This window comes from Leptogranulimonas caecicola, assembly GCF_023168405.1.
Classification (GTDB): Bacteria; Actinomycetota; Coriobacteriia; order Coriobacteriales; family Atopobiaceae; genus Leptogranulimonas; species Leptogranulimonas caecicola.
In genome coordinates this window covers 1,347,703-1,360,865 of sequence record NZ_AP025285.1, presented here as the reverse complement: position 1 = coordinate 1,360,865, position 13,163 = coordinate 1,347,703, and the positions used below count along the sequence as shown (strand labels likewise).

General features: G+C 58.1%; 12 protein-coding genes. 11 read left to right on the top strand and 1 reads right to left on the bottom strand.

Annotated elements, in window-relative coordinates; genetic code table 11:
* Positions 1 to 42 precede the first annotated feature (42 nt).
* The 3 genes from OR601_RS06035 (at position 43) to OR601_RS06025 (ending at position 4,625) form a co-directional block, all read left to right on the top strand.
* Complete coding sequence (locus OR601_RS06035) at positions 43 to 1,992, top strand: PTS sucrose transporter subunit IIABC (RefSeq protein WP_265591353.1); 1,950 nt, start codon at positions 43 to 45, stop codon at positions 1,990 to 1,992.
* 9 nt (positions 1,993 to 2,001) lie between these two features.
* Positions 2,002 to 3,474 carry a glycoside hydrolase family 32 protein gene (locus tag OR601_RS06030; RefSeq protein ID WP_265591352.1) on the top strand — a complete coding sequence of 491 codons (1,473 nt, stop codon included), beginning with the start codon at positions 2,002 to 2,004 and terminating at the stop codon, positions 3,472 to 3,474.
* A gap of 263 nt (positions 3,475 to 3,737) precedes the next feature.
* A complete protein-coding gene (locus OR601_RS06025) occupies positions 3,738 to 4,625 on the top strand; it encodes an ROK family protein (protein WP_136013053.1) in 888 nt (295 codons plus the stop codon).
* Between the two features lie 287 nt (positions 4,626 to 4,912).
* On the opposite strand, the gene OR601_RS06020 is transcribed toward OR601_RS06025, so the two are convergent.
* Complete coding sequence (locus OR601_RS06020) at positions 4,913 to 5,659, bottom strand: GntR family transcriptional regulator (protein WP_265591351.1); 747 nt, start codon at positions 5,657 to 5,659, stop codon at positions 4,913 to 4,915.
* A gap of 358 nt (positions 5,660 to 6,017) precedes the next feature.
* Between OR601_RS06020 and OR601_RS06015 the strand changes: the two genes are divergently transcribed.
* The 8 genes from OR601_RS06015 (at position 6,018) to OR601_RS05980 (ending at position 13,113) form a co-directional block, all read left to right on the top strand.
* Positions 6,018 to 7,421: a glycoside hydrolase family 1 protein gene (locus OR601_RS06015; RefSeq protein ID WP_265591350.1), complete on the top strand. Its 1,404-nt coding sequence runs from the start codon at positions 6,018 to 6,020 to the stop codon at positions 7,419 to 7,421.
* A gap of 82 nt (positions 7,422 to 7,503) precedes the next feature.
* On the top strand, positions 7,504 to 7,647 hold the full coding sequence (locus tag OR601_RS06010) for a hypothetical protein (protein ID WP_265591349.1): 144 nt from the start codon (positions 7,504 to 7,506) through the stop codon (positions 7,645 to 7,647).
* 8 nt (positions 7,648 to 7,655) lie between these two features.
* A complete protein-coding gene (locus OR601_RS06005) occupies positions 7,656 to 8,927 on the top strand; it encodes a PTS sugar transporter subunit IIC (RefSeq protein ID WP_265591348.1) in 1,272 nt (423 codons plus the stop codon).
* A 352-nt stretch (positions 8,928 to 9,279) separates the two neighbouring features.
* Positions 9,280 to 9,579, top strand: coding sequence for a PTS sugar transporter subunit IIB (locus OR601_RS06000; RefSeq protein ID WP_136013057.1), 300 nt, complete (start codon positions 9,280 to 9,282; stop codon positions 9,577 to 9,579).
* 60 nt (positions 9,580 to 9,639) lie between these two features.
* Positions 9,640 to 9,972, top strand: coding sequence for a PTS sugar transporter subunit IIA (locus tag OR601_RS05995; RefSeq protein WP_265591347.1), 333 nt, complete (start codon positions 9,640 to 9,642; stop codon positions 9,970 to 9,972).
* 288 nt (positions 9,973 to 10,260) lie between these two features.
* The gene (locus OR601_RS05990; protein WP_265591346.1) at positions 10,261 to 10,857 is read left to right on the top strand and encodes a 5-formyltetrahydrofolate cyclo-ligase; all 597 of its coding nucleotides are present in this window, start codon (positions 10,261 to 10,263) and stop codon (positions 10,855 to 10,857) included.
* The gene (locus tag OR601_RS05985) at positions 10,854 to 12,407 is read left to right on the top strand and encodes a bifunctional folylpolyglutamate synthase/dihydrofolate synthase (protein ID WP_265591345.1); all 1,554 of its coding nucleotides are present in this window, start codon (positions 10,854 to 10,856) and stop codon (positions 12,405 to 12,407) included. Before OR601_RS05990 ends, OR601_RS05985 begins: the two co-directional genes overlap by 4 nt.
* A 274-nt stretch (positions 12,408 to 12,681) precedes the next feature.
* Positions 12,682 to 13,113, top strand: coding sequence for a zinc ribbon domain-containing protein (locus tag OR601_RS05980; RefSeq protein WP_136013060.1), 432 nt, complete (start codon positions 12,682 to 12,684; stop codon positions 13,111 to 13,113).
* Positions 13,114 to 13,163: the final 50 nt, after the last annotated feature.

Genomic DNA, 13,163 nt, shown 5'->3' with positions numbered 1-13,163 from the left:
AGGGCAGCATCGGGGGCTGTCCTAAGAGAGAAAGGATTGGGTATGGACTACGCCAAATCCGCCAAAGAGGTGTTGGAGCTTGTGGGAGGGCCCGCCAATGTGGCGTCGGCCGCTCATTGCGCCACCCGTCTGCGTCTGGTCATCGCCGACAACTCGAAGGTGAACAAGGAAGCCATCGAGGACGTCGAGGGCGTCAAAGGCGTATTCGAAGCTCAGGGCCAGCTGCAGATCATCTTTGGCACTGGCACGGTAAACAAGGTCTACGATGAGTTTGTGACTGCCGGCGGCATTACCGGCGTCTCCAAAGCCGAGGCCAAAGAGGCTGCTGCTGCCAAGCAAAATCCCATCATGCGCGGCATCAAGCTCTTGGGCGACGTCTTTGTGCCCATCATCCCGGCCATCGTGGCCTCCGGCTTGCTTTTGGGCATCATGAGCACGGTGAACTTCATGGCGGCCAACGGCTTCATTCAGCTGGACACCACCAACGAGTTCTACGTGGTGGCAAATCTGGTATCTTCCACCGCATTCACCTTCTTACAGGTGCTCATTGGATTCTCGGCTGCCAAAGCCTTTGGCGCCAACCCCTTCCTCGGCGCAGTCATGGGCGCCCTGATGATCCATCCCAGCCTGGAGAGCGCCTACAATCTTGCCGAGCTCTCAGCTCAGGGTGCGGTGCCTCAACAATCCATGCTCTTTGGTCTCATTTCGGTGGACTGGATGGGCTATCAAGGCCACGTGATTCCCATTGTCATCGCCTGTGCCATCCTGGCCTTCCTCGAAAAGCGCTTGCACAAGGTGGTTCCCGAGGCCATCGACCTCTTTGTGACCCCTCTGGTCTCCGTCTTTGTGAGCGCCTACCTTACTCTGGGCTTTGTGGGGCCCCTCTTTGTAGTGCTTGAAAACGCGGTGCTGGGCGCCGTCCAGTGGCTCATTACGCTGCCCTTTGGCCTGGGCGCCCTGGTGGTGGGCGGCTTCTACGCGCCTACGGTGGTTACCGGCCTGCATCAGATGTACACCGCCATCGACCTGGGACAGCTGGCTTCCTACGGCGTCACCTACTGGCTGCCCATTGCCAGCGCCGCAAACATCGGCCAAGCGGCTGCCTGCCTGGCTGTCTCCGTCAAGACCAAGAACCCCAAGGTCCGCGGCCTGGCGTTCCCCGCCGCCCTCTCCGGGTTCATGGGCATCACCGAGCCGGCCATCTTTGGCGTGAACCTCCGCTACTTCAAGGTCTTTGTGGCTGGATGCATCGGAGGCGCGGTAGGCGCCCTCATCTGCTCGCTCACCGGCCTTGCCGCAGCAGGCACGGGCGTCACCGGCCTCTTTGGCATCCTGCTCTGCCTCAACATGCCTTTGCAGTACATCATTATGTTCGCTGTCACCACTGCCGTGGCCTTTGGCCTCTCCTTCATGCTCTATGCCGATGAGCCCCAGGCTGCCAAAGCCGCCCCTGCTGCCGAGAAGAGCTCCCCTGAGCCAGCTGCCGCCTCTCAGTTGGATGTCGCTCCTCAGATGCTTGCCGCAGAAACCCTGGTGGCCCCTCTGGCGGGCTCACCCATCGCTGCCCAAGAGATTCCCGACCCCACCTTTGCCGCCCAAATCTTGGGACCCACGGTGGCTATCGAGCCTGGCGAGATCGATCGCTCGGCAGTGGTGGCTCCCTGCGGCGGTGTGGTCACCACAGTCTTTGATACGGGACATGCCGTGGGCATCACCAGCGACTCTGGTGCCGAGATCCTCATCCACGTAGGTGTGGACACCGTCAAGATGGCTGGCCGCGGCTTCTCCAAGCGCGTCACAGAGGGTCAACGCGTAGCTGCCGGCGACCTGCTGCTGGACGTGGACTTTGCTGCTCTGCGCCAGGAAGGCTACCCCACTACCACCATGATGATCGTCTCCAACGCCGACGACTTCGAAGTGGAATGCCGCGAGCTTATGGACTCTGTGGAGCCCGGCAAGAGCTCTGTCATGGACCTCGCTCGCAAAGGATAAGGCGCACCCATGCTGCTTCAAACCTCACCGACTCCCACCGCCACGCGCACTCACGGCCCTTGGGCACAGCGCTTTCATCTCATGCCTCAGGCAGGTTGGCTCAACGATCCCAACGGCCTCTGCCAAAAGGACGGCACCTTTCATGCCTACTTCCAAAACTCTCCTGACCAGGTAGACGGAGGTCTCAAGCATTGGGGCCATGCCACCAGTCGCGATCTGGTGCGATGGGAGCCAGATGGGGTGGTGCTGTCTCCTGACACCCCTTATGATGCCCAGGGTGTCTACTCTGGCTCGGCGCAGGTCCACGACGGTCGAATTTGGGCCTTTTACACAGGCAACGTCAAGCATGCGTCTCACGAGGTTGCCTTTGATTACGTGACGAGCGGTCGAGACGCCAACGTCTTGTTGGCTACCAGTGACGATGGCTCTCACTTTGGCCCCAAGCAGCTGCTCTTGACTCCCGCTGACTACCCGGCTCACCTCACCTGCCATGTGCGCGACCCCAAGGTCTTTGCCAGCCCCTACGCTCAAGGCCCTGCCTACCTCATGCTGCTGGGCGCCCGCGCCAAGGGCCTAGATCGTGCCCATGACAGAGGCGAGCTTCTGGTCTTTGGCTCGGAGGACCTCACCCGCTGGCGCTTGGAAAACCAGATCGTCTCCCCAGAGCCCATGGGTTACATGTGGGAGTGCCCGGATTTTCTCGGCTTGGGAACCACCTCTGCTACCAGTGCCGAGAACCGCTGTCCCCAAAAAGAGCCGCTCAACCTGCTGTCGGTAAGCCCCCAAGGGCTGGAGGGCCCTGAGGCAGGCTCCAATGTGTATCCCAGTGGCTACATGGCCTTTGCAGGGTCTTTGGTAGGCGCCCATGAGCTGGGTCGGTTTCATCTCTGGGACGGTGGGTTCGATTTCTACGCGCCCCAAACCTTCACGGCCCAAGACGGCCGGTGCATCCTCATTGGATGGATGGGCATGCCCGACTGTCCCCAACACCGCAATCCCACCGTCTCCTGTGGCTGGCAGCACTGCTTCACGGTGCCCCGCGAGGTGGTCACCGATGGCGCCCAGGTATTCCAGCGCCCGGCGCGCGAGCTCTATGACTATCGCAGCTCGCTCTGGCTGGGAGACGGGAGCCTGCAGGTCAGCGGCGTGCCCTGCTTTGACCTGGAGATAGCGCGCATCGTTGATTCCCAATGCTCGGTGACTGTGGCTGGCGGCCTCACCGTCTCTTACGACCAGACCTCCCATGAGATCGTGGTGAGTTTTGAGGATCGGCTAGCCGAGTCTTTGGGAGGGGGTCGCGGTGAGCGCCGACTCGCCGCCCCCGCTCTCACCTCCCTGCGCATCCTGGGGGACGCCTCTTCTGTGGAGGTCTTTTGCAACGGAGGCGCCCAGGTCTTTTCCAGCCGCTATTACCCGCGCAGCTATTCGGTGCAGGCGAGCGCCCCTAAGGCCGCCATCCGCTGCTGGCAACTGGATGTCTAAGGCTCGCCAACGTTGCTCTTGAGGGGCCTGCAGGCCGTTGATTCCAAGGCAGCTCGAGCCCCTCACCAGCGACTTCTGTGATTCGTGGTACTGCCAATACCGTTCAGGGCATCTACAGGATTTATACTGCCCCGTGCAAATTGTATCGTTATAAACTGCTAAGCAACGCGCTCCCAAATATCACGGGCGCATCTGCAACCGCCTCAAACCCTCGTGACACGTAGAGAGCGATGCTCTGCGAACCGCCTAGGAATGGAGACCCTATGACCGAGAAAAGCACCCTTCGCATTGGCTGCCTTGAGGCTGGCGGCACAAAGATGGTGATGGCTGTGGCAACCCCTGAGGGCATGATCCTCGAACGTGAGGAGATTCCTACCAAAGACCCTGCTATCACGGTCCCTGCTATTGTCCAGTGGTTTTCTGAGCGCTCCATCGACGCATTGGGCGTAGGCGCCTTTGGTCCCACCGGCGTCGATCCCAACTCCGACACCTATGGCTGGATCCTGGAGACCCCCAAGACTGCCTGGCGCCACTACGACTTTTTGGGCGGCCTCTCTGCCCTTGATGTGCCGGTGGGCTACGACACCGACGTCAACGCTGCTTGCCTTGGCGAAGCTACCTACGGCATTGCCAAGGGTCTCGACACCGTGGTCTACATCACCATTGGCACCGGCATTGGCGCAGGCGTACTTGCAGGCGGCAAGCTTCTCCATGGCATGCTTCACCCCGAGGCCGGCCATATTCTTTTGCGCAAGCGCTCCTACGATACCGGCGCCTCTGTGTGCGCCTACCACGACTCCTGCTTCGAGGGCCTGGCTTCTGGCCCCTCCATCGAGCAGCGCTGGGGTGCCAAAGGCTTTGAGCTTGCCGATAAGGCCGAAGTCTGGGAGCTTGAGAGCGACTATATCGCTGAGGCTTTGGTGGACTACGTGATGGTCTATTCTCCCGAGCGCATCATCTTGGGCGGCGGCGTCATGAAGCAAGAGCAACTCTTTGATCTGGTGCGCAACAAGTTCACCGAGCTGCTTAACAACTATATCTCGACTCCACAGGTAAAAGCTGTGGACAGCTATATCGTGCCTGCTGGGTGCAATGGTGATCAGGGCATCTTGGGATGCTTGGCCCTGGGCGTTGCGGCACTGGAACAGTAGGGAGTAGATGCATTTCCCTTAGTTCGAGTTTGGGTTTCGTTAAAGCCTGGGTCCGGATCAAGGGTCTGCTCGCCTCAGAAGAAATACTTCATTAGCTACATCAATATGTAGCTAATGAAGTATTATTAAAATTGCAAGGTATAAAATTACTGCATACGCTACAAAATAATGTAGCGTATGCAGTAACAATTTAGAGGGAGCACAAGGGCAAAAGCCCTACCGTCATGCGTTTGGCATCGGCAAGGAACATTCAACCCCAGTTGCATTACTCCCACTGTATCGCCGCCCTAAGTGATGTTGATGTTATGCAGCTCGGCGCGCGATCCCACATTACGCGAAATTGAATACTCAAATGGCAGGCCGGTATCCACAAAGCCAATCTGTTCGATCTCTAAGAGGGGAGAGCCTTCTTCAGTCTCAAGCCACTGGGCTTCTTCGAGAGTGGCGGGTACAGCACGGATGATCCGGTGAAAGCTGGAAAGGTGCAATCCTAGATCCTGAGTAAGATAGCGATAGATAGAGCCTTCCAAGTGATGGCGTTTGAGGCCGGGAATGAGCTCCAAGGGCATGTAGGTGTTCTCCACCACGATGGGAATGTCGTCTAGACGACGCACGCGAATGTCGTGATAGGCGAAATCATCGGGGCTCATATCTAGGCGTTGGGCGATTTGCTTCGGGGGCACGACAATAGAAAACTCGATGATGTCAGAGCTGACTTTTTTATCTTGAAGCGCATATTCGTTGGTAAATCCCACAGATCGATCTGAGCGACCGGTGTAGAGGACGTCACCAGCATGTAGGTCGCTTTCTACACCCAAAGCTTCTGGCGTGGTCTTCACATAGGTGCCAGAGCCTCGACGGCTAGAAACCAAGCCTTGCTCTGCCAAGATGTCGATGGCTTTGCGCACAGTGATTTTGCTCACACCATAAAGGTAGCAGAGCTCTACTACGGTGGGAAGGCGGTCTCCGGCTTTAAGGCTGCCATCCAAAATAGATCCTTGAATATCTGTGGCAATGTCTTCGTATTTAGACATGGTTCATCACCTTGACCTCGATAAATAGCGGTCAGTCGTTTACATCATAGGATAGATGAGAAATTAGAGCGCGTTCCTTACAAATTGAATATGGATACCGTTTATAGGGGATATGAGACCGCTCGCCGGGAAGCTCCATAGAAATCGAGCGGTGAGATCGCTATGCAAACAATTAGAGCGCTACAATACAAACCAAGAAACGGGACGCATCTATAAAAAGAACGATACGAGTATCAATCCCTATAGATACAATCACCAATAAGCGCAGGTAGTGCACTTATTTCTGCAAGTGGTAGTCCTGTCTGCTTGCCTCGGGTGCAGTATCGCGAGCCTGCCTTACCAACGCCAAGGAGTACGCATGAGCAACCCCACCCTGCCTCAAGACTTCTTTTTGGGTGCCGCTTTTTCGGGCCCTCAAACTGAGGGTCGATGGGCCGAAGACGGCAAATTGGAGAATCTCTGGGACACCTGGTCCATCGAGAACATCGATGACTTTTACAACAAGGTGGGCTCGTACGTGGGCAATGATTTCATGACCATGTATGAGGGCGATCTCAAGCTCTATAAAGAGACACTGGGGCTCGACTCGGTGCGCACCTCCATCCAATGGAGCCGCTTCTTAGATGAGAACGGCGAGATCAATCCTGCGGGCGCCGAGTGGTACCACCGTCTATTTGCCGCCGCCAAAGCCGCTGGTATCGAGATGTTCGTAAACCTCTACCACTTTGATATGCCCACTTACCTGTTCCGTCGCGGCGGCTGGGAGAACCGCGAGGTGGTGGATGCTTACGAGAACTATGCGCGCAAGGCCTTCGCCGAGTTTGGCCAGGAGGTCCGCTGCTGGTTCACCTTCAATGAGCCTACGGTAGAGCCTGAGCAACGCTACCAGGAGGGCAACTGGTGGCCCTTCATCAAGAACTTCAATCGCGCCCGCACCGTCCAATACAACATCTCCATTGCCCATGCCAAAGGCGTGCAGGTCTTCCGCGAGGCACAATCTGCTGGTCTCATGCTTCCTGATGCTCGAATCGGCCTTATCAACGCTTTCATGCCTCCCTATACCAAGGAGAACCCCTCTGAGGCAGACCTCGAGGCGGTGCGCATGATCGACGGCATCAACAATCGTTGGTGGCTCGACCTGGTAACCAAGGGCCAGCTTCCCCAAGACGTGGTAGAGACTCTGGCTGAGCGCGGCTGCGTGCTCCCCATTCGCCCGGGCGATGATGAGATCTTGGCCCGCGGCACGGTGGACTGGCTGGGCTGCAACTACTATCAGCCTACTCGCGTGCAGGCGCCTTCCCGCGACGTAGACGAGGCTGGTTGTCCGGTCTTTGCAGACAAGTATGTCTGGCCTGACGCCGTCATGAATGAGAGCCGCGGCTGGGAAGTCTACCCCAAGGGCATCTACGACTTTGGCATGACCGCTGCCCGCGATTACCCGGACCTGGAGTGGTTTGTCTCTGAGAACGGCATGGGCATCGAGGGTGAGTACAAGAATCGCGATGAGGCCGGCCAAATCCAGGATGACTACCGCATCGACTTTGTGCGCCAGCACCTCACCTGGATCGCCAAAGCCATCGAAGACGGCGCTCATTGCGTGGGCTATCACTACTGGGGCGCCATCGACAACTGGTCCTGGAACAACGCCTTCAAAAACCGCTATGGCTTCATCGAGGTAGACCTTATGGAAGGCTACCAGCGAGTTCCCAAGAAGTCTGCCGCCTGGCTCCACGAGGTAGCAACCACTCACGTGATTTCGTAGCACATCACAGTTTGGCTCTTAGGCCTTTGGCAACACCCGGACCAAAGGTTGGGTTTTTAAAACGTAGAGAGAAGGAGAATCCATGGCTAACGAAAGCGGGCAGTCATTCCTCGATAAATTTGCCGAGGTATCTGCCAAGGTGGGCAACCAAGTGCATCTGCGCTCTTTGCGCGACGGCTTCGCCACCATCATGCCAATCTATATTTTGCTGGCATTGCAGTATTAATTAACAACGTGGTCTTCCCCCTCTTTTTAGCTGACGGCTCTGCCGAGTTGGCGGCTGCTCAATATTGGGGAAACGCCATCACCCAAGGTACCTTGAGCTTCGCCGCCATCCTTCTGTGCGGCACCATTGGCTACTGCCTGGCCAACAACAAGCGCTTTGGCAACGCCATCGCCTGCTTGGTAGTGTCTATCTGCTGCTTAGTTATCATGTTTCCGCAAACGGTGACCACCACCGTGGCCAACCTGACCTATGCCACCAGCTCCGGTGAGGTGGCCGCAGGGGTCGAGACCCTCGAGGCTGCAGACCTCGCCGCCACCCTCAACATGGCTGAGGACACCACCTTCGAGACCAGCGTCTCCGGCATGATCTCCACCAGCAACACCGGTGCTAACGGCCTGTTCGCCGCCATCATCGTGGGTCTTGTGGCCACCACCGTCTTCATCAAGATCTCCAGCGTCGAGAAGCTCAAGATCAACCTGGGCGAGGGCATTCCTCCCGCGGTGGGCAAGTCCTTCAACGTGCTCATCCCCCTGCTTTTGAGCCTCTCCATCTTTGGTCTTGTGGCTGCCCTGCTCAACGGTATCTTCAACACCAACCTCATGACCCTCATCTCCGAGTGCGTCGCCGCTCCTCTGAAGGGCGTCATGAACGCAGGCCCTCTAGCCGTCATCGTCATCTACACCGTCGCCAACCTGCTCTTCTGCCTCGGCATCCACCAGTCCACCATCTCCGGCGTGCTCGCCGAGCCCATCTTGACCGTCCTCATCGTCGAGAACATGGCCATGTATCAAGCTGGCCAGGTCATCCCTGCCGACCATTACATGAACATGCAGATCGTCAACTCCTTCGCCTTGATCGGCGGCTCCGGTTGCACCTTCATGCTTCTTCTGGACACCTTCCTGTTCTCCAAGAACAAGGCCTCCCGCGTCATTGCCAAGCTCTCCATCCTGCCTGGCCTCTTTAACATCAACGAGCCTGTTATCTACGGTTATCCCATCGTCTACAACATCCCGCTGATGGTGCCCTTCGTCATCCTGCCCGATATCTTCATCGCCGCCACCTACGGCCTCACCTGCATCGGCTGGATCGCCCCCTGCGTCGTGCAGGCTCCCTGGACCACGCCTCCCGTGCTCTCCGCCCTCTTCTCCACCGGCTTTGACTGGCGTGCCGGCGTGTGGCAGGTCATCGAGATCGCCATCGGCATGGCAGTGTGGCTTCCCTTCATGCACATCTCCGAGCGCGCCACTGCCAAGCAGATGGAGATGCAGGACGCTGCTTAAGAGTTGTTGCTCAACGCACTACCCTGAGTTTTCCTGCGGCATTTTTAAAGGTTCGCCCGGAACCTCTGTAGCACGCCTCCCACCCCGTGCACCTAGGGAAGGGGAAACGGTGTCCGGTCGCCGTTTCCCCTAGGGGAGTCGCCTTGCGAGCGGCTCTCTAGGAGTACTTTTAATTGCGAGGTTGTTCAGGCATTTTAGAAAAAGCTTTGTGACCCCCAGAAAAATCAGGGTGCTCAGGACTTGCGCGTCGTGAGCCCCGTGCACCGCAAACAAGGCACATCCCAAGGCTTGCGAGCCCAGGCCTTGGCCCAAGACCCGGAGGCGGATGCCTCCCATCCCTAAGGAGACCTCAATGAAGAAGATCATGCTTGTGTGCAACGCCGGTATGTCCACCTCTCTACTCGTGCAGAAGATGCAAGCTGAGGCCAAGAATCGCGGCCTGGACGTCGAGATCGAGGCCCGTCCCATGGCCGAGGCCATGGAGAACATCGACTCCGCCGACATCCTGCTTTTGGGCCCCCAGATTGGCTATGCCAAGGGCGACTTCGAGAAGGCCGTGGATGGCGCCAAGCCCGTCGAGGTCATCGCGATGGTGGACTACGGTCGCATGAACGCCCCCAAGATCCTGGATGCTGCCCTGGCCGAGATCTAGGAGCTATCCCTGCGTTTTATATCCGTCCCGTTGCAACCCGATGAGGAGATCTGCTGCACCATGGAAGATATGAATGAGCTTCAACTCACTTGCTTCGAGATCATCAGCTATGTAGGCACCGCCAAGTCCTGCTTTGTGAACGCTATGACCAAGGCGCGCGAGGGAAACTTTGAAGAGGCCGCCAATCTCATAGCTGAGGGCGACAAGGCCTTCGCCGAGGGCCACGACGTACACCTCAAACTGCTCCAGGCCGACGCCGCCGGCGAGCGCGAGCCCGACGCCCCCCTCATCCTCCTGCATGCTGAGGATCAGATGGCAGGCACCGAGACCGTGCGCATCATGGCCACTGAGTTCATCACTCTCTACAAGCGCCTGGATGGCGTAGAGGAGTAGCGCACAACCCCTAGAGAGGGTGGTTGCGCCGCCCCTTATTCTTGCTGTGCCTGGCGATGGCGCTTGTGTAATTACTGCCATCATTAGCTGCCGATAAGCCCTAGCGCCCAGGCGTTGGGGCTTATTTCTTATCGGCAGATGCAAAGGGTTGAGGACTGTGAGCTTGTACTGTCGACTCTTGGCCGCGGGCGTCCTATCATCTGTGTCATGACATCTTTTGCGAATTTTCCACATAGATCTGAGGCTTCGGACCTTCCAACAAGCGAGTGGCGCGCTGCAAAGAAAGCTATGCTACGCTCGGAGCTTTTGGCTAGGCGCAACGCTCTATCTGCAGCCGAGCGCGCCGCCGAGGAGCACTTCGTCAATGAGCGGGTGCAGAGATGGCCCCAGTGGGAAAGGGCCGCGACTGTCTGCGGTTATGCGGCCATGGGTTCGGAGATATCATGCAACCAGTTGCTCAATAAAGCCTTGGAATTAGGCAAACAGGTGCTATTGCCAGCCTGTACCTCGGACAAAATGCTTAAGTGGTATCAGATAGAACCCGGTTGGCGCTCTCGTCTCATCCCTCACCCCTTTGGAATGGGAGAGCCAAATCCCTCCCAGTGCCTTTTGGTAGACCCTGTGGCACTCGATCCTGCAACGCTTCTGGTCATCGTGCCGGCAGTGGGGCTAGATCCTCAGACTATGGGCCGGCTAGGCTATGGAGGCGGCTATTACGATCGCTTCCTAGCCACGCTTAATCCAACGGTCACAACACTGGGTATTGGCTATAAATGCCAACAGGTAGCCTTATCAAATACCCTAGAGACTACCGATATTCCTTTACACAGAATCATCAGCGCTTCGCCCGATCTGTGCGGCTGGCGTCAAAAGGAGCATTCATGACTCATGTAGGCACTTTGAGCTATCCCTATCGCATCCCCTTCGACTTTGTGCCCATGAGCTACTCCGAAGCACTGGACCATCTGGCCCACATTCTGCGACTGGGTATTTGCCCCATGCTGGAGACCGTTGAGGAAATGTTGGATGAGCTTGGCCGCCCCGACGCCTACTTTGACATCGTCCAGATCGCCGGCACCAACGGCAAGACCTCAACGTCGCGCTACACTGCTGCTGTTCTAGGGGGAGAGGGGCTGCGCTGCGGCCTTTACACCTCGCCTGAGCTTGTGTCCTACACCGAACGCATGGAGGTTGACGGCGCTCCCATCGTTCCCGATGCCTTTGGCCTCTCCATCGCTGCCGCCGTCGAGGCGGGCAGGCGCGTCAACAGTCGCCGCATCATCCGGGATCTTCGACCCTACGACGTCACTGAGTTCGATACCCTTACCGTTGCCGCCTGTGTGGCCTTTGCCCTGGCAGAGATAGATGTGGCAGTGCTTGAGGTGGGTCTTGGCGGCCGCTGGGATGCCACCACGGCCACCCATCCTCAAGTGAGTGCCGTGACCGGCATCGGACTGGATCACACCCATATCCTGGGAGATACCCTGGGCCAAATTGCTGCCGAGAAGGCCGCCATCATCAAGGCCGGCCAGTCCTGTGTCCTTGGCACGGGCACCCAAACGCCCGAGGTGGCCCAGGTGCTTTTGGGCCGCTGCAAGGAGCAGGGGGTTGTTCCTCAGCTGGTACGCCAGCTGACCTCGGATGCCTGGGACCGTTTTGTAGAGACGGGCCAACAACCCGATCAGTCAGCCTGTCTTGAAGCCGTTGCGCTCCCTGAGGCGTCAACGCCTTCCGCAACGCCTTCCGACCAGCCCTCGCTTCCCAACGAGGCTGTGCGCCTTGAGAAAGCCTTGCTCCCACAAGAGGCCGCGCTTCCCAAGGGCTACTTCACGATCCGTCAGGAGCCCGCATCTTTGGCCGACGCGCTGGTATTCGACCTGGTGACTCCTCGGTCTACCTACCGCGACCTGGCCGCTCAAAAACCTTACTACCAGGCACAAAACATCGCCTGCGCCGCCCTTGTGGCAGAAAACTACCTGGGCCGCCCCCTCCGCCCCGAGGGCCTAGCAGCTTCTGTGGCCCGCTGCCCCACGCCTGGTCGCTTCGATGTGCTTAGAAGCGATCCTCTGCTGCTGGTCGATGCGGCACATAACCCCCAATCCATAGCCGTCTTCCTTGACGGGCTGCGCCGTTTGGCGCCTCAGGTGGAGGATCGCCCCGCACTTCTCTGTGCCGTCCTTGCCGATAAGGACTGCTCCGGGATCGCCCGTCTTTTAGGGTCAGAATTTCCTCAGGTCTATGTATGCCAGACCTCATCTCCTCGCGCGCTGGAAGCTTCAAAGCTGGCAGACCTCTTCTTGGAAGCAGGCGCTCCTGTGGCAGGGGTCTATTCCTCAGTGGCCCAGGCGCTTGAAGCTACCCGGGGGACTGCTTTGGTGGCCACGGGCTCCATTACGCTGGCAGGAGAGGTGGCGGCACTTCTCGGCAGGAAATGAAAAGGGAGCTTCGAAGCGTGTCCGAGCGCACGCTTGCGTGCGCTCGGACACGCCTTGGCGTGAGGGGCGATCAGGTGGCGGGGGAAGGGCTTCTCGGCAGCTGAAGGGAAACTTACTAAATCGTCACTGCGGCGGCCGTGGAATGACGGTGACGATGGCCTGAGGACCTGAGGCTTTCGGTACAATGGGCAGCGATGGCTATCTGTCGGGATATGATACTTGGCGGTGCGCCTGCCTACCTTCGCGCTCTAATTGGACTAAAAGGAGCCAGTTCATGCGAGAATTGCTGGATCAACTTATTACGCCTGAGGTGCGCATGGTGCTTTACCTCATGCTGGCGTGCGTGGTAATGCTCTATATGCTCTCCATCGTCTACGTGATTCGCGATGCTCAGCGTCGTGGGGCGGAGCCTTGGTGGCTGTGGGCCATTATCTCGGTGGTGCCCATCGTGGGCCTTCTGGCCTATGTGATCTTGCGTCCCAGCTCCTACCTGGTGGATCGCGAGGAGCAAGACCTGGATATCGCGCTTCGTGAGCATCAGCTGTCTCACTACGGCATCTGCCCCAAGTGCGGTACGCCCATCGATCGCGACTTCATTGTGTGCCCCATCTGCAACACCCAGGTGCGCAACGTATGTCCCACCTGCCATCGCCCGCTCAATGCAGACTGGAAGGTATGCCCCTACTGCCGCACTCGCATCCAGTAACGGCTTGGCCAAGAAGCAGCTCGAGTAGCAGCCTGGCCACAATCGGTATT